This window comes from Allosalinactinospora lopnorensis, from assembly GCF_000981225.1.
GTDB lineage: Bacteria > Actinomycetota > Actinomycetes > Streptosporangiales > Streptosporangiaceae > Allosalinactinospora > Allosalinactinospora lopnorensis.
The window spans coordinates 12010-32105 of record NZ_LAJC01000007.1 but is presented as its reverse complement, the minus strand read 5'-3'; the positions used below and the strand labels follow the sequence as shown (position 1 = coordinate 32105).

General features: G+C 68.0%; 18 protein-coding genes, 3 pseudogenes and 2 CRISPR repeat arrays (1 of these 23 running past the window's edge). Of the genes and pseudogenes, 17 read left to right on the top strand and 4 right to left on the bottom strand.

The window, feature by feature from the left end:
- Nucleotides 1-247: 247 nt before the first annotated feature.
- The 4 genes and pseudogenes from VS93_RS04105 to VS93_RS30995 form a co-directional block, all read right to left on the bottom strand.
- A complete protein-coding gene (locus tag VS93_RS04105; RefSeq protein ID WP_156184666.1) occupies nt 248-1081 on the bottom strand; it encodes a hypothetical protein in 834 nt (277 codons plus the stop codon).
- Between the two features lie 219 nt (nt 1082-1300).
- Nucleotides 1301-1909 (bottom strand): protein-tyrosine phosphatase family protein, encoded by a 609-nt coding sequence (locus VS93_RS31000; RefSeq protein WP_236700339.1) that lies wholly within the window; start codon nt 1907-1909, stop codon nt 1301-1303.
- Nucleotides 1910-2029: 120 nt separating this feature from the next.
- Nucleotides 2030-2230, bottom strand: a pseudogene (locus VS93_RS33240) (hypothetical protein); the annotation flags it as partial.
- Nucleotides 2194-2892, bottom strand: a pseudogene (locus VS93_RS30995) (ADP-ribosylglycohydrolase family protein); the annotation flags it as partial. The pseudogenes VS93_RS30995 and VS93_RS33240, both read right to left, overlap by 37 nt.
- A gap of 154 nt (nt 2893-3046) precedes the next feature.
- Here VS93_RS30995 and VS93_RS04090 point away from each other — a divergent pair.
- From VS93_RS04090 to cas2e, 17 genes and pseudogenes are all read left to right on the top strand, one after another.
- On the top strand, nt 3047-3463 hold the full coding sequence (locus VS93_RS04090) for a hypothetical protein (protein WP_046468674.1): 417 nt from the start codon (nt 3047-3049) through the stop codon (nt 3461-3463).
- Nucleotides 3464-3796: 333 nt separating this feature from the next.
- A complete protein-coding gene (locus tag VS93_RS29665) occupies nt 3797-4219 on the top strand; it encodes a hypothetical protein (protein WP_046468673.1) in 423 nt (140 codons plus the stop codon).
- On the top strand, nt 4168-4659 hold the full coding sequence (locus VS93_RS04080) for an N-6 DNA methylase (RefSeq protein WP_052745513.1): 492 nt from the start codon (nt 4168-4170) through the stop codon (nt 4657-4659). The genes VS93_RS29665 and VS93_RS04080 overlap by 52 nt, the downstream gene beginning before the upstream one ends.
- A gap of 220 nt (nt 4660-4879) precedes the next feature.
- Nucleotides 4880-5674 (top strand): hypothetical protein, encoded by a 795-nt coding sequence (locus tag VS93_RS04075; protein ID WP_046468672.1) that lies wholly within the window; start codon nt 4880-4882, stop codon nt 5672-5674.
- Nucleotides 5675-5766: 92 nt separating this feature from the next.
- Nucleotides 5767-6375 carry a hypothetical protein gene (locus tag VS93_RS04070; protein WP_046468671.1) on the top strand — a complete coding sequence of 203 codons (609 nt, stop codon included), beginning with the start codon at nt 5767-5769 and terminating at the stop codon, nt 6373-6375.
- A gap of 146 nt (nt 6376-6521) precedes the next feature.
- The gene (locus VS93_RS26660) at nt 6522-7106 is read left to right on the top strand and encodes a hypothetical protein (RefSeq protein WP_052745512.1); all 585 of its coding nucleotides are present in this window, start codon (nt 6522-6524) and stop codon (nt 7104-7106) included.
- Nucleotides 7103-7492 carry a hypothetical protein gene (locus tag VS93_RS04060; RefSeq protein WP_046468670.1) on the top strand — a complete coding sequence of 130 codons (390 nt, stop codon included), beginning with the start codon at nt 7103-7105 and terminating at the stop codon, nt 7490-7492. The genes VS93_RS26660 and VS93_RS04060 overlap by 4 nt, the downstream gene beginning before the upstream one ends.
- 178 nt (nt 7493-7670) lie before the next feature.
- Nucleotides 7671-9593: direct repeats of the CRISPR family, unit length 29 nt; unit sequence GGACTCACCCCCGCGCAGGCGGGGAGTTC.
- Between the two features lie 181 nt (nt 9594-9774).
- Complete coding sequence (locus VS93_RS33235; protein ID WP_156184664.1) at nt 9775-10407, top strand: CRISPR-associated endonuclease Cas3''; 633 nt, start codon at nt 9775-9777, stop codon at nt 10405-10407.
- Between the two features lie 1089 nt (nt 10408-11496).
- Nucleotides 11497-11946 (top strand): annotated as a pseudogene (locus VS93_RS30990) (hypothetical protein); the annotation flags it as partial.
- A 149-nt stretch (nt 11947-12095) separates the two neighbouring features.
- Nucleotides 12096-12821, top strand: coding sequence for a hypothetical protein (locus VS93_RS29660; RefSeq protein ID WP_236700336.1), 726 nt, complete (start codon nt 12096-12098; stop codon nt 12819-12821).
- A 9-nt stretch (nt 12822-12830) separates the two neighbouring features.
- Nucleotides 12831-14486 (top strand): type I-E CRISPR-associated protein Cse1/CasA, encoded by a 1656-nt coding sequence (gene casA / locus VS93_RS04040; protein ID WP_052745511.1) that lies wholly within the window; start codon nt 12831-12833, stop codon nt 14484-14486.
- 58 nt (nt 14487-14544) lie between these two features.
- Nucleotides 14545-15123, top strand: a complete 579-nt coding sequence (locus VS93_RS04035; protein WP_162231634.1) for a type I-E CRISPR-associated protein Cse2/CasB — start codon at nt 14545-14547, stop codon at nt 15121-15123.
- Nucleotides 15124-15168: 45 nt separating this feature from the next.
- Complete coding sequence (gene cas7e / locus VS93_RS04030; protein WP_052745510.1) at nt 15169-16443, top strand: type I-E CRISPR-associated protein Cas7/Cse4/CasC; 1275 nt, start codon at nt 15169-15171, stop codon at nt 16441-16443.
- Entirely contained in the window at nt 16440-17183 is a 744-nt protein-coding gene (gene cas5e, locus VS93_RS04025; RefSeq protein ID WP_046468665.1) for a type I-E CRISPR-associated protein Cas5/CasD, read from the top strand. The genes cas7e and cas5e overlap by 4 nt, the downstream gene beginning before the upstream one ends.
- On the top strand, nt 17180-17821 hold the full coding sequence (gene cas6e / locus VS93_RS04020; RefSeq protein ID WP_052745509.1) for a type I-E CRISPR-associated protein Cas6/Cse3/CasE: 642 nt from the start codon (nt 17180-17182) through the stop codon (nt 17819-17821). The genes cas5e and cas6e overlap by 4 nt, the downstream gene beginning before the upstream one ends.
- Nucleotides 17822-17824: 3 nt before the next feature.
- Nucleotides 17825-18781 (top strand): type I-E CRISPR-associated endonuclease Cas1e, encoded by a 957-nt coding sequence (gene cas1e, locus VS93_RS04015; protein ID WP_046468664.1) that lies wholly within the window; start codon nt 17825-17827, stop codon nt 18779-18781.
- Nucleotides 18781-19101: a type I-E CRISPR-associated endoribonuclease Cas2e gene (cas2e, locus tag VS93_RS04010; RefSeq protein WP_046468663.1), complete on the top strand. Its 321-nt coding sequence runs from the start codon at nt 18781-18783 to the stop codon at nt 19099-19101. The genes cas1e and cas2e overlap by 1 nt, the downstream gene beginning before the upstream one ends.
- A 28-nt stretch (nt 19102-19129) precedes the next feature.
- Nucleotides 19130-20096: a CRISPR direct-repeat array (repeat unit 29 nt; unit sequence GTGCTCCCCGCCTACGCGGGGGTGAGTCC); it runs 1506 nt beyond the window's last position.

Below are 20096 nucleotides of genomic sequence, written 5' to 3'. Positions count from 1 at the left end.
TTCGATCTACCGCGGCACGGGGCGCAGCCAAGGACCGTGTCACCAGATACCAACTGACCGGCGGGTAACTGCTGGGCTCTGGTCACTGCTCGAAGAAGTCCTCGACCATGGCGGCACTCTCCGCGTCGCCAGAGCGCTCTGGCGACGTCAGATATTGCGACTGTCTGAATGCCTTCCCTCATGGCTGGTTTCGGCGGCGTAAGTGCGACGCAGTCGGTGCGGGTGGTGACGGCCATGTCCTCGGTACTCAGCTGGGTGGCCGAAGAGAAAAGGCGTTGAGGCCGTCGCTGTCCAGTTCGGCATCGTGTGCGTACTTCTGAACTATCCGCATGACCAGCGAGCTGTGCGGGCGTTCTTGCTGGATGGCTCCTCCGCGACGCACGCTTCTGAAAAGCCATGCCGCCGCATCCGGCCGCTGCTCGGGTGGCTTACTCGGGTCCGGCTCTTGGGCGAGGAGTGCTTCTAGGTCGCCGTTGGCGGCCAGTTGTCGCAGGCCGCTTGTTCCAACAGAGTCAGCCAGGTCCAGCAGCGTCCTCCACTGGAGGAAGGATTCCCAAGCAAGACCTACCGGCGCTTCCTCGAGCTTCAGCAGGAGGTTCTCCGCGTCGGTGGCCACGCCAAGCGTGGACTCGCTCTGTTGGCTGATGCTGTTGACACTCAGGCCGAGGAAAGCGTCGGGGGGCAGGCCGGTGGCGCGGCCGAGGGTCAGGATGAGGCGGTCGCGCCGGCGGATCGCGGCTTGTGGCCAGGTGTCGAGGGGAAGGACGCCGAGGAGCCGGGTGAATTCGTCATCGTTGAGTGCTCGGGTGAGCAGCCGACGGCCGCTGTTCGCCCGCCGCCGCAAGGCAGCAAGGACGGCCGCGGCTGGTTCCTGGGTCGTGGGCGTGGGAAGGCCGCGCGCGGTGTGCGCGGCGGCAATCGCTGCGCTCCAGCGCTCGATGGTGGAGGGGGCGGGTTGGCCGGTCGTTGGGTCCTGCACCGAGGCGGAGGCGAGGTAGAGGGCCACGTCGGCGGCATGCGCTGGCAGCGGGCTTCTTTGGTTCCGTTCGCACCAGGCGCACCAGCGGCGCCAGTCGGCCATGTAGGCGCGTTGGGTGCTCTCCGGGCGGTCCTGGAGGTGGCGTTGGAGCTCCTGTTCTCCTTCGAGGAGCGTCTCTGGGGCCTTCTTCCGGTCCGAAGGCCCTCTGGGTCGTCCTTCCGGTGGGGGGTGTACCCGATCGAGGCAGGCGTCGAGTTCGGGCGGCAGAGCTGCCCGGACTCGCTCGTCTAGGCGTCGCTGACTGCGCGACACATCCTCTCCCTACTCCTCGAACAAGGGCTCGGGCTTACTCGGGTTCTGATTGTGCCGCACCCCCATCCGGGGTGCCTTGTAGAGGGGCTCGAGCTGTGCGGGGGCGGGCTCGCCGCTGAGGTGGTACAGGACACTCTCGAGCTCGGGGCTCGGCGCGGGCCGGTTGGGGGTGATGGCCGCCATGACGTCCTTCAACGCCTCAGACGGTGGGATTGCTTGGGTCAGGGTCGAGTAGCGGGCAGCCGCTGTGGGGGTTCGGCTTCGTCCGGCGGCGCAGTGCAGGAGCACCCGTTTGCCTTCGGCGCGCAGTCCGGCCACTGCGCGGGCGGCCTGGTCCAGCGCATAGTGGACGTGGGCGTTGGTGCCTGGGGCATCAATGAGCCAGATGTGCACATGGTCGCGTCGGGGCACTTCTGCGAAGTCGGCAGCCCCGACCCGGCAGAGCGATACCACCGCGTCAACATCGGTGCTCCACGCATCGGCCAGTGCCAGATTGCCCAGCACGACCCCGTCATCATGGGGGTGTGTCGCCGAGAAGGGGCTCCTGGCATCGACGAGGCGCGGGTGGCGGGCCGCGGTGGGCCAGCCCTGCTGGTCGGCGCCTCCGGCGATACGCACGCCCAGAGCCATCAGCTCGCGTGCGCGGTACCCGGGCCAACCGTGCACTGCCCTGTGGTAGTGCCAGGGAACTGCGGATGCGCCCCAGCGGGCGCCGAGCAGCGCGCCCGCGATCGCGGCCACGGTGTCGGTGTCGTTTCCGGCACGTACCGCGGCCTCAAGGGCGAGCCGGAAGTGATCGGCAGCGAAACTTCCCTCCCCGGGGCGGTTCGGGGGGATGGGTGTGCGGGTGATCGCTGACCAAGCTGCCTGCAGGCTGAGACGACGAAGCCGTTGGGAGAAAAGGCGTGCGGTGGTTTGGTTTCGGCTTCGTCCAGCCACGCCTGCCACTGGGCGCGCCGGTCCTCCTCCAGCAGCCGCAGGCCCGCCTGGACGCCGGTGAAGTCGCCGTGCATCACGGCGTGGCGGACTCCTTCGCACCACAGCACGCACGCCTCGCCGGCAAGCGGGTCGGCGTGGGTGAGGGCGCTGTACATCGCGGCGATGTCGGCAAGCCCTTCCGGGTCGTCCAGGTAGGCCAGCGCGAGAGGGGCCGTGCGCATCAACGACCCGTTGCCCGCGCTTGGCGCCCCAGCCTGGTAGCGCTTCCATGAGGCCTCAAACATCGTGGCGGCCACCAGGATGGTTCCGCCGGCGTGCTCGGCGGCCGACAGCACGCTCGAGGTCTGCGCCCCGATGTCGCTGGCTCCCTCGCGGCGCCAGCGCAGCCACGCCTCGGCCACCTGTTGACGTGCGGGCCCGCTGCCCATGTCGGTGTGCTCAAGGGCGGCTTGGGCCAGGCACACCGCCATCTGCGTGTCATCGGAGTACTCGCCAGGCGCATACGGGCCCAGCCCTCCCCCGATCATCTCGGGGGTCTCGGTATCGGCCAGTCGGCGGCTGAACTCATAAGGCACGCCCAGAGCGTCGCCGCAGGCCGCTCCCAGCAGCACGCCGGCTGTGCGGTCGGACCAGAACCGGCCCGCGTCACGGGCCAGGGACATCGTCATAGTCATAAGTCCTTACATCGGGGTTGAGGGGGACAGCCACCAATATAGAGTTCGATAAGTTGCTTATCAATATTTATTTTTGGTGTCACAAGTCGTGCGGTAGCGCGCTTACCCCTTGCATCCAGGACCCCAAGGGGAAGGTGAACCCGTGTCTGACCAGCAGGTTTCGGCTCCGTCGCCACAGTCGTTCGCGATGCTGACCATCTCGCAGAGAGGGCTCGACCCGGTGGTGAGCGTTTCTTTCCACTCAGGCCAGGCAAGCGAGTCTGACTCTGCGCAGCCCAGCGCGGAGTGCTTCGTCTACCCCGACCGAGCGCCGATCCTGGCGATCGACCAGGGGGCACTCCATGCCCACGTCAGCGTCAGCACTCCAGAGTGCGTATCGGCTCAGGACCTCGACTTCGCGCGGGAACTCGCCCACGCCTGCCTGCGCTACTTCGAGGCACTCCAGCGGTGGCACACCCCCACCGAACCCGGCGCACGTGACGAGCAGCCGTCTCCCGAGTCGCCGGAGGCGCCCATGGCCTACCAGGGCACTCCAGACAAGCCCGGCCTTCTCGACTAACGCGCGATACGCAGCGGGATAGAAAGCCGTTCCCCTGCCTGAAGTGTCTGCTCCCGCCAGGGCAGACACCTTCAGGCAGGGGGTGTTAAGCAGCCTGACCATCCCCTCCGGTCGTGCCACCAGCCCCACAGAGGCGCGAGTTCACCGCTGTATGCGGACAAGAAGCCACTCCTGCAACTCGCCCTGTCTTCCACGTTCCCCTCCCTCAGTCCCACGGAAGCGAGGGGATGACGCCCGCGGGGGTGAGTGCCACCCCAAGGCGCGGGCCTCGGCTTGACAACCGATGACTACTTAAAATAATAATTCCAATAAGCAATCAAAACGGAGGTCAACGTGTCACATGACTCCTTCGACTGGCAGGCCAATAGACGGATCGTCCAGCTTGCCGAGCGTGTCGACAAGGCATGGCGGGCCCAGTTCGCTGGGCCGAGCACCATCCCCCTCAGCGTCGTCGCCGCACTCACCCTCATCGACAAAGCCGCCCCTGATGGCCCCGACCCGGACCAGCGACTCATGAGCGCTGACAGCACCGAGGTCGCCGGATGCATCACCGAAATCTGGACGGCCTTCTGCCGGGCCCGACCGGACCTGATGTATCGCGTTCTCCCGCTACTGGAGTGGACCCAGAACGACACGCTCTATGCGAACGAACGAGACGGCATCGCCGCTGTCACGGAAGCAGCGGCCAGGAGCGGCTGGTGGACATGGCTATCAACGGCCACCTCACACACATCGACGTACTCGGCCCGCTGGTGATGGCGTTGCGTCCCAAGAAGACCCGGGACCGCGACGGGCAGTTCTTCACCCCCGCCGACGTCGCCCGCCTGCACGCCGAACTCCTGCTCGGGGACACGCAGGTCGAACCAGGGACGAGCTTCTGTGAGCCCACGGCCGGAGCCGGAGGCATGCTGCTCGCCACCGCCGAGGTCCTACGCCAACGCGGCAACGATCCGGCGTCCATGACCTGGGTCGCCTGTGACATCGATCCAGTCCTCGCTGCCTGCACGGCCGTCCAGGCCCACCGGTGGGGCTTGGGAACCAACGTGCTCATCGGCTGCGGTGACGCCCTGCGCGAGGACTGGATTGCCCGGGCGCTGCACGAGCGGGCCCTGGGAATCCGCGCCCGCGACGCCGCGTCGAACCTGCAGATCCTGCGCGCTGTCCAGGACCTGTTCACCTACGCCACCGCCGCATAGCGCCCCGCCGCCGCAGAAATCCGACCTTATGCAAGCACTTACATCCGATGAGCGGATGAAACAAGCGAGGACGGACAGCCGCTCCTGGCCACAGCACCCCGAGGCGTGCTCAACGCCTGCAAACGAAAGCCCTGCCCCGATCAACCCGCGCCGCCCGGCGACTCGTGCGTTGATCCCTCCCTGCGATGACCGCCCCACGAACCACAGAGAGGTCACTCCGATGACCACCCCTCAGCAGCACGCCCGCCACATCGCCACCGCAATCACCCAGGCCTGGGACAAGACATATGGGCCTTCCCGCTTCGAAGTCCCGATGAGCGTGGCGGCCTCAATCTGCCTGCTGCGCACCGTGCCCCAGGAAGACAAACCCGAACGGGTTCTCGAGGAGTCACTTCCCCAGTTGCCCACCCCGGAGTTCATCAACGAGTTGTGGGCGCGTTGGGGCTTGAGCACCGACCTCTGGCCCGAGCTCTCCCCACGCTGGACGTGCTTGAGCGAATGGATGCCCGGGATCTCCCCCACGATAGGGCGGCCCTTGGCTGCAGGTGCCCGCAGCGTCGCCGCCGCCTGCATCGAGGCCGGCCTTCCCGAGCTCATCGACGACGCCAACGCACGAAGCACTGTCGATGCGCTGGGACACATCCTGCACAGCCTCTACGCACAGGTGTATGCGATGGGCACCGACCCGCTGCTCTCCCAGGCACCCGCGTTGGACGCCCAGCGCATCGCCGCCCTGCACCCGGGAGCCACCCTGACGCTTCTCCAGGTGTGGAGCGGCACCCGCATCATGCACATCGCCACCCGTCTGCGCCAGCGCGGGATCGATCCCGCCAGCCTCACCTGGCAACTCCGCGTGATCGATGAACTGGCCGCCGCCGTGCTCGCCACCAACTGCGTGCTGTGGGGCATCGACCGCAGCGCCGTCATCGGGATCAGCGACGACGACCAGACGTGGCTGGAGGAAGCTCACCACGAGCGCACCGCCGCCCTGCTGGGCGATTTCGACCAAAGCTAGCCGCCCCTCGCACGGGGACGCCCGCCGCCATGTCCTTCCCTTGCCCAACACCCGCTTCCCGATGCGTCGACCACATCCGCTGGAGAACTCCTGTGCCCCAGCACTACCGCGACATCCCCGTCCCGCCCCGCGTCAACCGCCTGCCGCACACCCGCGGCGGCATGCCGGTGCCCTGGACCACCCCGTGGACCAGCGGCGAAGAGCGCATCATCCACCACCCGACCACCGGGCCAACGATCACCTGCGACTGCACGCTCGGCGAAGGCAGTCCCCGCTTCGGTGAGCAGTGCCCTCTACGCCAGCGACGCGCAATGCTGGAACGCCGGTGCGGCGTGTGCGGCACCCCCATCAAACCCACCAGCACCTGCGTTTTCACCGGCTGCACCCCCCAAGCCCATGTCGCAGAACCTCCCACCCATCCCCGGTGCTTGGCGTTTGCGATGCGCGTCTGTCCGCGACTCGTCGACCTGCACGACCGCGCGTTCGTCTTCATCTGTCGTGAATACGACCTGGGTGAGCGCCGGGCCGTAAAGGTCCAAGAAGCGCCTTCCGACGAACCGCAGCCGGTCTCCGTGTGGTTTCCCTTGGGCGACCCGCAGGCCCATCTCGGCGTCTTGGACTTCTACATGGCTGTGCCCAGGCCCCTGCAGCTCGTTCCGGCGCCCGAATGGCTGACCGGGCGAGCTCCCGCGCTCCGCTAGCCCGACCTACCAGTGACCCGGCGTCCTTGGATTCCTCACCGCTGATCCCCCGTCTCGTCTCACGTGAGGAACGGCTCAGCCGCTACACGCCAGCGTCGAACTCGACCACCCGATCCCGGACACAGCACCACACCGCAGGGGGAGACATGCCCAAGAACCTGATCATGCCACTCGGCTACCTCTTCGATGAACAACCCGCCGACTCCGGCGCACACAGCACCGTTCGCGACCTCATCGCCGTTGCACCACGCAATCCCCTCGGCATCCAGGCTGGCCAGATCGTCGCGTTCACCGAGGAGGCCGAAGCCGCTTTCGACCGCGCACTACTCTACGGAAGCCTGCGCTGGAGCGAACAACTCGACGTGGTGACGATGCTCTATGTCGAGCCCGGCGTTCGACGCGCCGGTATCGCCACCGCACTGTGGCAGACAGCCAAGGAGATACACCGCCACCGCACCGGCCGAGAACTCGGCATCGGCTCGGGGCGCACCGTGCTCGGAGAGCTGTGGATGCAGCGCCTGGGCATCGCCGCACCGCTATCACGGCTGATGCTGCCGATGACTCTGGAACAGGACACCCTCGACATCGACCAGCGACAACTGATCCCTGATGACCGCGCCGCCACCATCCACGAGATCGCTTGCCGCTACGCCGTTCCCACCACCCACATCGACATTTGCTGTGAGCCCAGCATCCAAGCCGCACAGCGCAGGACCGAGGAACGGCGATGACCACGCATGTCTCTTCTCCGACGGACTCCGCCGATCCGCCCCGCAACCTGGCGGTGCTGGTCACCACCCTGCACATGGCCGTTCCCATCGCAATGCGAAAGATCGCCGGCCTTACCGACCACGAGCGAAGGGAGTTGGCCGGCCAAAGCGCCGCCTGGGTAGCCGAACACGGCGATGACCTGCTCTATGGAGGCCGTCACTGCGCCGCGGCCTACACCATGCTGGCGCGCGGGCTGGCGGCCCTGGCGTTCACGCCCGGCGGAGTCACCTTCGTCGGCAAGCATTGGTGTATCCGACCTCATCTGGACTGCCCGACTCCCCAGGCCAGCCTGTTGCACGCACGCATGTGCGGCATCGACAGCACCCCGGCGACGCGGGTTTCGTAGAACCGCCGTACGTTACCGTCCCGGAATCGAGGATGGGGCAACTGGTCGGTTCTACCCAGTGTGTATGTGCTCAACGTGGATGTGCGCACGAAGCCCGCGTGCAACGCGGGATGAGCGGAGAAGGTTATGACCGAAACGCTCATCGAAACCCGAGCAGACCCGACCCATTGACCCGCAGGGGCTCACCCCCGCGCAGGCGGGGAGTTCCCGTGGTCCGCTCATGCCGGACTGTCGGGCGCGGACTCACCCCCGCGTAGGCGGGGAGTTCGACACCCCGCTCGTGAATCGCCAGCGAGGAACGGACTCACCCCCGCGCAGGCGGGGAGTTCAGCAACGAGGCGTGGTGGACGTGCCAGTACGTGGACTCACCCCCGCGCAGGCGGGGAGTTCGCCAGGTCATGCGGGGTGGCGGTGTCCATGGGGGACTCACCCCCGCGCAGGCGGGGAGTTCAGCGGCGCGCTGAACTTCTGGAAAGACAAGGTGGACTCACCCCCGCGCAGGCGGGGAGTTCGCCCGGTCGTGGTGAGGTAGGGGTCCACTCTCCAGACTCACCCCCGCGCAGGCGGGGAGTTCGTCGCGGTACAGGTGCAGGTGCTCGAATCCGGGGACTCACCCCCGCGCAGGCGGGGAGTTCTGCGGGCTCCGATCTTGCGGGCATCTGTCGGAGGACTCACCCCCGCGCAGGCGGGGAGTTCCGCGGGGGCGTGGGGCTCGTAGAGATACCTGCGGACTCACCCCCGCGCAGGCGGGGAGTTCGTCGTCGAGGGGCCGCACCGGGTGAGAGTGCAGGACTCACCCCCGCGCAGGCGGGGAGTTCTCGGAGGAATGATCAGGTCACAGGCATATAACCGGACTCACCCCCGCGCAGGCGGGGAGTTCGACCCGCTCGGCCTCGGCCTGGGCCTGGCCCAGGACTCACCCCCGCGCAGGCGGGGAGTTCGTGGCCGGGTCCGAGCACTACCTGAGGGCCATGTGACTCACCCCCGCGCAGGCGGGGAGTTCCACCGCCCCGTAGGGCCCTGCCTGCAGCACGTGGACTCACCCCCGCGCAGGCGGGGAGTTCGCGGTGGTCGGGCCGTCCTGCGCGGTGCCGTTCGACTCACCCCCGCGCAGGCGGGGAGTTCCTGGACTACGCCCAGTCCCACATCTCGGCGCCGGACTCACCCCCGCGCAGGCGGGGAGTTCCAGGCGTCGCAGGAGGGAAGCGTCAGAAGCTCGGACTCACCCCCGCGCAGGCGGGGAGTTCTGGCTATCCTGCTCGCGCTGACCGTCCCCGACGGACTCACCCCCGCGCAGGCGGGGAGTTCATGCGACCGCATCGTTGCAAGGTGGTGCGCGCGGACTCACCCCCGCGCAGGCGGGGAGTTCTCTGCCCCGGTCGCGGGCATGTTCCGGGGCATGGACTCACCCCCGCGCAGGCGGGGAGTTCGCTGCTCGGTCCCGTTGCACCGGGGCGTGTCTGGACTCACCCCCGCGCAGGCGGGGAGTTCCGGCGCGGCAGCCACCGGGGCGGTTTCCAGTCGGACTCACCCCCGCGCAGGCGGGGAGTTCGCCAACGACATCGTCACCCTGTCTGCCCGCAAGGACTCACCCCCGCGCAGGCGGGGAGTTCAACCCCCCGGCGGGTGGACTGAGGCCGACCGCGGACTCACCCCCGCGCAGGCGGGGAGTTCCCCTTCCCGGCGCCCTGGTCCTGCAGCATCACGGACTCACCCCCGCGCAGGCGGGGAGTTCTACGCCACGGGGGGTGGTCCTCTCGACGGGGGGGACTCACCCCCGCGCAGGCGGGGAGTTCGTGTCTTCGGCGAGGTCGGATTCGATGGTGATGGACTCACCCCCGCGCAGGCGGGGAGTTCAAAGCCGCGCTCAAGCTCGAAGAAGAAGGACTGGACTCACCCCCGCGCAGGCGGGGAGTTCGCCGTCCCCGTCCTCGTCGAGGCCGGGTGGGGGGACTCACCCCCGCGCAGGCGGGGAGTTCTGTTGAGCCGGCGCGGGACTGTGGTGGCGCAGGGACTCACCCCCGCGCAGGCGGGGAGTTCGTCACAGCCGGTCAGAGAGGGGACGCCCCGCAGGACTCACCCCCGCGCAGGCGGGGAGTTCCCTTTCTCAGCTGCAAAAACGTGGCGTGTTATTGAAAGTTAACCTTTGCTTGCTGCTCATTGGGGATGGTTGCCTCCGGATTGAAGCGCCCGGAACTGCAGCAGTTTTCGACTTGTGGCCTAAACCGGCCATTGTTCGTGAAACATGCGAGGTCATCCATGCCGCTCTTCAGACTAGTCCCATGAGCTACCGCCGTCTTCCGCCTGCCTCCCGTCCAGGGCCTTCCTCTGCGGGATCTGGGTCAAGGGAGCGCCCGGTGGATATTGGCTGGGTGTGGGGAAAATCTGCGGAGCGGTTGCCCAACGGTGCCTATCCGCTGATCGCGCATCTGCTTGACTCGGCCGGTTGCATCCTTGCGCTTGAGGCGTTCGATTCTCCGGTTCTTCCGCGTGCTGCATTGCGTGGGCTGGGGGCTGACGGTGCTACGTGCTTGGCGTTGCTTGCGGCTCTTCATGACCTGGGGAAAGCGACCACTGGTTTCGCCGCTCGGGATCTTGGTACCTGGAGGTGCATGTGGAGGGCCGCTCCTCCCTCTGCAGGGGGTGCTGCGACCGGGCATGCCCGTCCGGGGCAGGCGAGCGCCGTGCTGGAGGAGTGGCCTGCGATGCTGTCCGGCTCAACACAACCGCTGGGGAAGTCCGAGGCTGAGGAGCTTCGGCAGTTCATCGGGTTGGTGATCGGCGCCCACCACGGTCGAATCACCTCGGCAATGAGCAGGGCCGAGGCGCGTACCGCGTTGGAGGAAGCCCGCGATGGCGCTGCGGATTGGGTAGCGTTCGCCGCGACTTTGCCGAACTTGTGTGGCAGGCCCTGAGCCGTCCCCGGCTCCTGCCCGATCCCGTTGATAACGTGCTTGCCGCGGTTGCTGCCTGCGGCTTGGTGCCCTTCGCAGACTGGATCGTCTCGCAGGCTGCGTTCATCGAACGGCATCGGCGCCCTCACCTGCCGCCCGAGTGGACGCCCGAATCCGCCGCTGTCTTCCTCGCATCCGGTGTTGAGGCCGCACGCGCCGAGCTGCGGCGCCTCGGGCTTACCCCTCTGCGGTTGCGGAACGCCGCTTTCACTGAGCGCTACCCTTACTCGCCTCGCGGGGTTCAGCTCTCGATCTGTTCCGAGCTGGACAAGCAAGTGACCGGTCCTGGGCTGCTCATCGTCACCGAGCGCACGGGTGGGGGTAAGACCGAAGTCGCCCAAGAAGCCCTGCAGGTCTTTCGCCGGCGCCTTGGGCGCGATTTGGGCTTGATGTTTTGCCTGCCGACCATGGCCACCACGAATGCCATGTTCGGGCGCACGGTGGGGGACCTGGCCCCGCTGCTGGGCCGGGGTGCCACCGTGGAGCTTTTGCATTCGATGGCGGCCTTTTCCGACGAAGCCGACCGTGTTCTCCGCGATCTCTATGGCGATCCCGCCGACACCTCTCTGCTGGACACCGGCATCGAGGCGTGCGCGTTGGGCCCGGTGGCCAGTGAGGAACATGCCGAACCGTTCGAGGCGCGCTTTGGCCTTTCTGACCGGGACACCCACAAGTTATTGCGCCTGCATGCCCCCTTGGCGGTGGCGACGATCGACCAGCTGCTCGCTGCCGCGCTTCCGGGGTGGCATCAGCCGTTTCGGTTGTCGGGGCTGTTCGGCAAGGTCGTCGTCATCGACGAATGCCACGCCTATGACGTCTACATGCGTGTGCTGCTGCGCACGGTGCTCACGTGGCTGGGGGCCTTTGGTGTGCCGGTGGTGCTGCTGTCGGCGACCCTGCCGGCGGGGATGGCGCGCGAGTACCTAGAGGCCTACCGGCGGGGCTCGATCGTGGGCCACACAGAGGTCGACAACTCTCGCCGCAGCGAAGACGCGGACCCTCTCACTCCCCCCTATCCGTTGGTGCTACTACGACTCCGCGACCGGGGCGATGACGGTGCGGGCCTCATCCCCCGAAAAATCGACCCGGCTCACCGTGACCACCCACGCCTACACCCTCCCGGCCGGCCAACGCCGCGACCTGGTCGAGCGAGGGAGATGGCTGGCCCAACTCTGCCGGGACATCTTGACCCCCATCTTCGATTCGGCCGGCACGGGGCAGGGGAGCGGGTGCGCGCTGGTGATCGTCAATACGGTGACGACCGCCCAGGTCCTGGCCGCCCTGTTGCGCGCCGAGGCGACAGACGGCTGTGCGATCCACCTGCTGCACGCCCGCATGCGCGGCACAGACCGCGAGCAGCGCACCGAGGACCTGGAGGCGCTGTTTGGAAAGCGCGGCGAGAAGGATCCGCCTGAGCGGCCCAAGCGCCCGCATCGGTGCGTGGTCGTGGCCACGCAGGTGGCCGAGCAGTCCCTGGACTGGGATTTCGACGTGGTGCTCAGTGAACTGGCCCCCGCCTCCCTTCTGCTGCAGCGGGCCGGGCGGGCCCACCGGCACCGGGCCAGTGCACAGGTCCCACCGCCATGGCGGAACTGGACCGTGCACGTACTCGCCGACATCGAGGAGGATCAAGCATCCCGGCCGAGGCCGTGCCCTACCCGCATGCCGCCCTTGTTCAGACATGGCGTGCGCTGCGCACCTCCGCGGAGGCGCTCGGCGAAGGGGAACGGACCCGAACGATCGACGTCCCCGGCGACGTCCAAGGCCTCGTCGAGGACGCCGAGCCCGACCTGTGCCTCCTCGGCACTGTGGACGGCGCCTTCGAGAAGGCGTTGATGTCGTGGTGGGCCGAGGAGAGCGTGAGCGCGAGCCGGGGCGACCAGGCGATCATTCCCACTCCCGGGCGTGACCTGTCCCGCGGAGACCTGCACCGGTTGACCGAGGCCGACACCGACGTCGAGGGGATCTTGGCGACCCGGCTGGGCGTGGACACGCTGCGCCTGCTTCCCGTCTGGCGGCGCGACGGGGCGTTTCACCTGCACCCGCACGGTACCGCCCGCCTGCCGGAGGCACCCCCGGCGGGTGCTCGCCCCAGCCCCGCGGCGGTGCGAACCGTGATGGAGCACAGCATCCCCGTGCGGCCGGCCGGCTGGCAGGAGGCGGTGGCCGTCGATCCCCCCGACTGGTTCGCCGACCACCCGACGCTTGGCAACGTCCTTGTCGTACCCTTCCGCGATGCTGTCGAGCCGACGGTCATTCCCGGTGTCGGCGACAGCGCGGGCTATTGGCCCTCGACGATGCCGCAGCGTCACAGGGTGGCGTTCAGCCCCGATTACGGCTTGTTCACCGCGCCGTTGAGCTCCAGCCCTCGCTAAGGAGAGTGAATGGATTGTTTCGACCTGGCGAAGCGCCCGTGGATTCGTGCGCGGACCCTGGACGGAGACGTGGCGCAGACGGGACTGGCCGATCTGCTGAGCACCGCGCACCGGCTCAGCGGCATCGAGGCGCCTCTGCCGCCGGGGTATGCGGGGCTGTGGCACATCCTCACCGCGCTGGCCTACCGCATCACCGGGCTGGACCGCCAAGAGGGGGTGGCCGAATGGCGCCGCCGGCGGGACCTTTGGCTCACCCACGGCACGTTTGCCTCCTGCCCGCCCGGGTTGTCCGGCGAGCCGCCGCCCAGTGAGGGGGCCACCCCTGTGGAGCGCTACTTCGCCCGGGTGCCCGAGGGACGCTTTTGCCTGTTCGGCCAGCGGCCGTTCCTGCAGGATCCCCGCCTTGTTGAGGAAGCGGAGACCTCGGGGATCAACAAGTTCGTGTTGGGCCGTCCCACCGGAGACAACGCGGCGACCTGGTGGACCCGCCACCACGCCTCCAACCAGGGCGCGATCGCCTTTGAGGAGGCCGCGTGGTGGTTGATCGTGCAGTGGTACTACGGGGCGGCGGGCCAGATCACCGCGCGCACGGTCGGCGGCACACGCTCGTCCAGTTCCAAGGCCGGGATGCTGCGCAACACGATCACCTACTTCCCCAGCGGAGCGTCGCTGTTCACCTCGCTCCTGTTGTCGCTGGTTCCACCGAACCCGGCTATCCCCGACCCGGCCTCTCGCCCCGGCCCTGACCTGTGCCCGTGGGAGCAGGAGGAGCTGCCCGACCCCGATGCTCCTCCCTCCCCGCCCGGAGGGATGTGCGCGCTGCTGACGGCGGTGCACACCCATGCCCTGCTGCTGGTGCCAGGCGAGGGCGGGCACGTGGTCGATGCCTACCGCACCTGGGCCTACCGCAAGCCCTGGCCTGGGCTGAAGAGGGAAAACCCGTTCCTCAGCTACGAACGCAGCAAGGGCACCCAGCGTCGCGCCAACCCGTCCCGGGCGCTCTGGCGCGATTTGGACGCGCTGCTTCCCGAGACCGCCGATGGTGCCTCGGGTCGGCACGTCGCGGCGAGCGCCTACCGCCCGCCGCGGTTTGTGGAGGAGCGCCTGCATCTGGGCGGCGAGCAGCCCGGCCCGGCGGGAATCACCGCGGTCGGGTTTTCTCAGGACCCCATGACGACTGACCACACCTGGTGGCTGTCGGCCGTGCCCCCAGTGCTCATAGAGCGCCTCCGGGAGGAGGAGAACGCCGCGGCCGCGCGGCGGCTGCTGGCCCTGCTGGCCAAGGAGTGCGAACTACTCAAGGCCCGGCTGCGCTCCGCGTGGCGCAACGGCGTTCGCAGCGGCCCGCGAGAGAAGCTGAACCAAGCCTGGCCCTCGCGCGGGGCTGCCCGTTTCTGGGAACGCGCCGAAAAGGTGTTCGGCGACCGTTTGGCCGCGGACCTGGGCGCCGCCGAACCCAACGACCCAACGCAGGAGCACCACGGGCGGGTCGCCGCACGCGGGCTCACCCTCACCGTCTACGACGAGGTCACTGGGAACGCGCACGAGGGAAACGGCTCCCCCCACCCGCCCTCGCGGCAGGACTTCATGCTGCACCGCTCGATCATCAAACACCGCCCCTGGCCCGTATCCGCACGCAGCCCGGAAGGCAGCGATGACCTCTGAAACCGGCCCCTCGCTTTGGCAACAGCGCACACCCATGTTCAAGGCGTTCACTCACCATATGGCTTCGTTGCTGGAGTACGGCGGCGTGCGCTCCGACCTGCGCCCGGCCGTGCGCAAGGGCCCCGACCAGGCGCTGGCGGCCAACCGGCACATCCTGCGGTGGGCCCACAACGAGGGCGCGGATTACGCCGACCTGCTCAACTGGCGCAGGGTCCGCGAGACGCTGCTGCTGACCGCGGGGCTGATGGCCCACTTCCCTAAGTCCACGACACTGGCCGAGCGGTGGGAACGCCACCGCAGGCAAGCCTCCGATACCCCCCGCCGCCCCCGCCTGGACCTGGGCTTGGCGCTGGCCGAAGCCGACCGCAAGGACGGCAAAACACCGGGCGGTAGCAGCCCGGACAAGATGACGCCCCGGGAGAAGCGGCTGCTGCAGCTGTGCCGAAGCGACCGCGACCGGTTGCCCCGCCACCTGTTCACGGTCCTGTCCTACCTGCACGGCCAGCAGAGCCCCCTGCCGGAATGGTCGCAACTGGCGATCGACATCGAGCACCGCCTGCGCGCCCCTGACGCCGTCGCCCGACGCTGGCAGGAGTCCTACCTGCGCCGGCCACCGTGGCGCAGCACCAGGGCTTGAGCCCGATCTCCCTCCCACCCACCACCTAGGAAGTGAAGGACCGATATGCCTGCCACGCCGCGCTTTCTCGACCTGCACATCGTCCAGGCCGTCCCGTTCGCCAACCTCAACCGTGACGACATGGGCGCGCCCAAAGAACTCTCCTATGGCGGGGCCACCCGGATGCGGGTCTCCAGCCAGTGCTACAAACGCGCCACACGCACGAAGCTGCAGGAGCTGACCAACGGCGCCGACTGGGATTTCGGATCGAGGTCCCGGGCGCACGGCGAACAGATCGCCGAGGAGTTGCAACACCGCGGCTGGCCCGAGCGCACCGCCCAGATCGCCGCCCGCGACCTGTTCACCATGCTTGATGACAAGGACGACGAGGCCGAGGCAGAGGCAGAAGAGGACGGCGGGCGCAAGCAGCCCCGCAAGAAACACACCGCAGAGGAGGACGAAGCCTCCAAACTGCTCACCAACGTCCTGCTCTACCTGAACGACAGCGACATTCCCCGCCTGGCTGACCTGGCCGAGGCCCACCGCGAGGACTACCAGCGCGCCGCCGACTCTGCCCCCGAAGGCGAGGAACTGCCTACCGTCCACGGCCGTAAGGACAAAAAGTGGCAGAAGGAGCTGCTCAAAGTCCTCAAAGAGTGCACCGGCGCCGGGCTGGCGCTGTTCGGGCGGATGATCGCCGCCCTCCCCGAAGGCCGCATCGACGGCGCCTCCCAAGTCGCCCACGCCTTCACCACCCACGAGGCCAAGTTCGAGGTCGACTACTTCACCGCGGTGGATGACCTGCTCACCGGAAAGGAGAGCAGCGGCAGCGCCCATTTGGGCACCGCCGAGTACGCCAGCGGGGTCTTCTACCGCTACGCCACCCTGGACCTGGGCGACCTCGCCGCATACATGGCTCAAAATGCGGACGGCATCCGGGCCGCAGCCGAGCTCGCCGGGCTCTTCCTACGCGCTTTCGCGCTGGCGGTTCCCTCGGGCAAGCGGACCTCCACCGCCCCGCACACCCCACCGGCCCTGGTGTATGCCTCAATGCGCTCCGATCACCCGGTCAGCCTGGCAGCGGCCTTCGAGGGCGCGGTACAACCAGGGGTCGGGGGCCACCTGCCGGCCAGCCTGAAGGCACTGGGCCAGCACGTCACCGAGGTAGAGAACTTCTTCGGCCCCACCGGGCGCGTGTGGCACGCCCACGCCGCCACCATCAGCGCCGACCAGATCGCTCAAGGAGTAGACAAGGACGCAGCAGGCTTTGGCGACCGGTTGCCGCTTCCCGACCTCGCCGCCGCCGTCACCGAGCACACCGTGGCGGGGGCTTACCAGTGACGACCCTGGCGCTACTGCTGACCGGCCCCTTGCAGTCATGGGGGGTCCGCTCCACATTCGATGAGCGCGACACCTACCCCTACCCCACGCGCTCAGGCATCTTGGGGCTGCTCGCCGCGGCCCGCGGCATCGAGCGCCACCAACCGCTGCCCGAGCAGTGGGCGAGTCTGGAGCTGCTGGTGCGCCGCGACCGCCCAGGGCGGGTGCTCACCGACTACCACACCGTGGGCGGAGGCCGCTCCTCTGAAGAACAGATGGTCACCGCCGAACGCAAACGCCGCAAGAGCGCCGTCATCACCCGTCGCGCCTACCTGGCTGACGCAGCCTTCACCGCCTTCCTCGCTGGCCCCTCCCCCCTGGTGGACGAACTAGCCCAGGCGCTGCGCGTCCCGCGCTGGGCACCCTACCTCGGCCGGCGTGGCTGCCCACCAGCGCTGCCAATACTGCTGGGCACCGGCACCTCCACCCCGCTGCGGATGGCCCAAACCACGCCGCTATACCTCTCACCCCGCGAGGTGGGCATGTGGGAGATCACCGCCCTTCACGACGTCCCTCCCGAGGAACGCGGTGCCCCCGACGTTCGCATCAACGACGTGCCCGTGGCGCGCAGTCCACATAACCGCGCCTTTTTGACACGAGGAGCCGTAGAACTGCCCATCGACCCGCCCGCCAAGGGGAGTGCGGGCACCGGCATGCACGGCTACGCCACGATCGCGAAAGCCATCGAGGAGGAGCGTTGACCCTGCCCGCCCAACTCTGGCTCACCCACACCACGCTGACCGGCCCCCAGAGCGAGCACCTTCGCTACACCGCCTCAGCCCTGCACAAAAAACTGATGAGGATGTTTCCTGACGGGCTCGGCCCGCAACCCCGTCGCCAGGCCGGTGCGCTCTACCGGGTCGAGCCCGACGACTGCGCACTGCAGTTGCTGGTGCAATCACAGATTGCCCCCGACCTCTCGGCGTTCCCCAGCGCGCGTAGCCGCTCGCTGCTTCCATTGTTCGAACACCTGACCGAGGGAACACCCGTGTACTACCGGATCGCGGCCAACCCCACCAAAGCGGTGCGCGACCCCGAAAACCCAAAAAAGCGAGGCACACGCAAAGCCCTCTACGGCGACCAGGCCAACGACTGGTGGCGGCGCAAGGCCCATGACGCGGGGTTGGCCCCGGTAACACTGGACAGCAGCCGCTACGCCTTCGGCTCTGATGTCCGCCGACACGGCGACAACGACCGGCTGCTCAACCACGGCATCCAGTTCGACGGGGTGGCCGAGGTCACCGACCAGCAGCGCTTAACATCCGCGATCGTCGAAGGCATCGGCCGCGGGCGTGCCTACGGGCTCGGGCTGCTCTCCGTCGTTCCCGCGCGGCGGTGAGGCATGGCCCGCCGCCTCCCCAAAACCCTGGGCGCGCCGACCGCCGTAGCCCTACCCCGGGTGGCCGACCGCCTCGGTTTTCTCTACCTGGACACGGTGCAGATCAAAGCAGACCGTAACGGTGTCTGCGCACTGGTGGAATTCGACGACGGCGAAGAGGAACGTGTCTACCTACCCACCGCTGGCATCGGTTGCGTACTCCTGGGCCCGGGCACCAGCACCACACACGCAGCGGTAAAAAGGCTCACCAGCGACGGCGCGGTCATCGTCCACGTCGGCGACGGCGGAGTGCGCTGCTATTCGGCCTTCCTCAACGACAGCACCAGCACCCGCTTACTGGACCGCCAAGTGGAAGTGGTATCCGACACCGAACGCCGCCTGGCCGCCGCCAAGCGGCTGTTCACCATGCGCTTCTCCGAACCACTGCCCGAGGGGTTGACCTTGGACAAGCTCCGGGGCCTGGAAGGACGCCGAATGAAGGTGCTGTACCGGACGCTGGCGCAGCAGCACCGAATCCCACGCTTCAAACGAAGCTACGACCCGGCGGACTTCGACGCACAGGACCCCGTGAACAAGGCGCTGACCTCGGGAAATCAGGCACTGTACGGGATCGCCACCTCAGTGATCCTCAGCCTGGGGGCCTCGCCCGCGCTGGGCATACTCCACCATGGCCAGCAGCGGGCATTCGCTCTCGACATCGCCGACCTGTACAAGGCTGAGACGACGGTTCCCCTAGCATTCTCACTGCACAAGAGCACCGACCCTGAACGCGCGGCACGTCTGAGCCTGCGTGAGGAATTCCGGCTGCTGCGCCTGATCCCGCGAATGGTCTCCGATATCTACCAGGTGCTGGATCTGCCCAGCTCGGATAGTCCAGGCCCCCCAGACGTGATCAACCTCTGGGATCCCGACGGGGAACTGCCATCGGGCGTCAACTACGCCACGGAGGCAGACCGGTAATGGCTGGCGGATTCTGTGTCATCTCCACGACCGCGATCGCCGATGGCACGCGCGGCGCGTTGACCCGCTGGATGCTGGAGCCGGCGCCCGGAGTTTATGTGGGCACCCTGACCAGAAGGGTGCGCGAGCACCTGTGGGCGGGCCTGCGAGAAGCCATCGACGCTCAGGAGGGCTGGGCGGTCATGGTGCATGGCGCCGACACCGAGCAGGGCTACCGCGTACTGACGTACGGCGAGGGCAGCCGCACTCCCCGGACGATCGATGGTCTGACGTTGATCGGCTGGCCGAAGGAGACACTAGAAGAGGTCAAAAATCTATAACGTGCCGCATTGGCGCTGATCGCGAAGGGTGCTCCCCGCCTACGCGGGGGTGAGTCCAAGGAAATCGCCGCCCCGGAGTGGAACCAAACGTGCTCCCCGCCTACGCGGGGGTGAGTCCGCACCCCTTTTGCGAAGCGCCGACGTCGTGGGGTGCTCCCCGCCTACGCGGGGGTGAGTCCGAAAAGGCGAGGAGTGGCCGCACGCCTCCTTCGTGCTCCCCGCCTACGCGGGGGTGAGTCCCCAACCGGGGGTTCCTCAAAGGGTGGTGGTATGTGCTCCCCGCCTACGCGGGGGTGAGTCTCCGCTGCTCGGCTGCACCTCACCGGCCAGCAGGGTGCTCCCCGCCTACGCGGGGGTGAGTCCCCCGTGACCGCCTTGAAGTGGCGTAAAGGCCAGTGCTCCCCGCCTACGCGGGGGTGAGTCGGTCATGGGCCGGCTCGGGGCGACAGTGAACACGTGCTCCCCGCCTACGCGGGGGTGAGTCCGTGGACCGGAAGGGCCCGCTGGGGAATCCATCGTGCTCCCCGCCTACGCGGGGGTGAGTCCGCCTGCGACCACGGCCACGCACCACCGGACTCGTGCTCCCCGCCTACGCGGGGGTGAGTCCATCTCGCGCAGCCGCTGCAGGTCGTGGTGCGGGTGCTCCCCGCCTACGCGGGGGTGAGTCCCAGCGGCACCACCAGGGCGCCCACCGGGCGCAGTGCTCCCCGCCTACGCGGGGGTGAGTCCTGGCCTCATGACCATCGTGGAGTTCCTGGAAGGTGCTCCCCGCCTACGCGGGGGTGAGTCCAAATGGTCGTAATCCATGGGATCCAGTTCACTGTGCTCCCCGCCTACGCGGGGGTGAGTCCATGGGCGAGCCATCGTGTGACGGTCAAGAGGAGTGCTCCCCGCCTACGCGGGGGTGAGTCCTTCACTGGAGGTGCCGCTATAGGGGCGACCATGTGCTCCCCGCCTACGCGGGGGTGAGTCCAAGGTCGCTGACCGGGTGCCCG

Bases quoted from the DNA above. Each gene is read 5' to 3' on its own strand.
- cas1e (WP_046468664.1), top strand. From the start codon at position 17,825: ATGGCCCGCCGCCTCCCCAAAACCCTGGGCGCGCCGACCGCCGTAGCC.
- VS93_RS04080 (WP_052745513.1), top strand. From the start codon at position 4,168: ATGGCTATCAACGGCCACCTCACACACATCGACGTACTCGGCCCGCTG.
- VS93_RS33235 (WP_156184664.1), top strand. From the start codon at position 9,775: ATGAGCTACCGCCGTCTTCCGCCTGCCTCCCGTCCAGGGCCTTCCTCT.
- VS93_RS26660 (WP_052745512.1), top strand. From the start codon at position 6,522: ATGCCCAAGAACCTGATCATGCCACTCGGCTACCTCTTCGATGAACAA.
- VS93_RS04060 (WP_046468670.1), top strand. From the start codon at position 7,103: ATGACCACGCATGTCTCTTCTCCGACGGACTCCGCCGATCCGCCCCGC.
- VS93_RS04105 (WP_156184666.1), bottom strand. From the start codon at position 1,081: ATGGCCGACTGGCGCCGCTGGTGCGCCTGGTGCGAACGGAACCAAAGA.
- VS93_RS04035 (WP_162231634.1), top strand. From the start codon at position 14,545: ATGGCTTCGTTGCTGGAGTACGGCGGCGTGCGCTCCGACCTGCGCCCG.
- cas7e (WP_052745510.1), top strand. From the start codon at position 15,169: ATGCCTGCCACGCCGCGCTTTCTCGACCTGCACATCGTCCAGGCCGTC.
- VS93_RS04075 (WP_046468672.1), top strand. From the start codon at position 4,880: ATGACCACCCCTCAGCAGCACGCCCGCCACATCGCCACCGCAATCACC.
- cas2e (WP_046468663.1), top strand. From the start codon at position 18,781: ATGGCTGGCGGATTCTGTGTCATCTCCACGACCGCGATCGCCGATGGC.
- casA (WP_052745511.1), top strand. From the start codon at position 12,831: ATGGATTGTTTCGACCTGGCGAAGCGCCCGTGGATTCGTGCGCGGACC.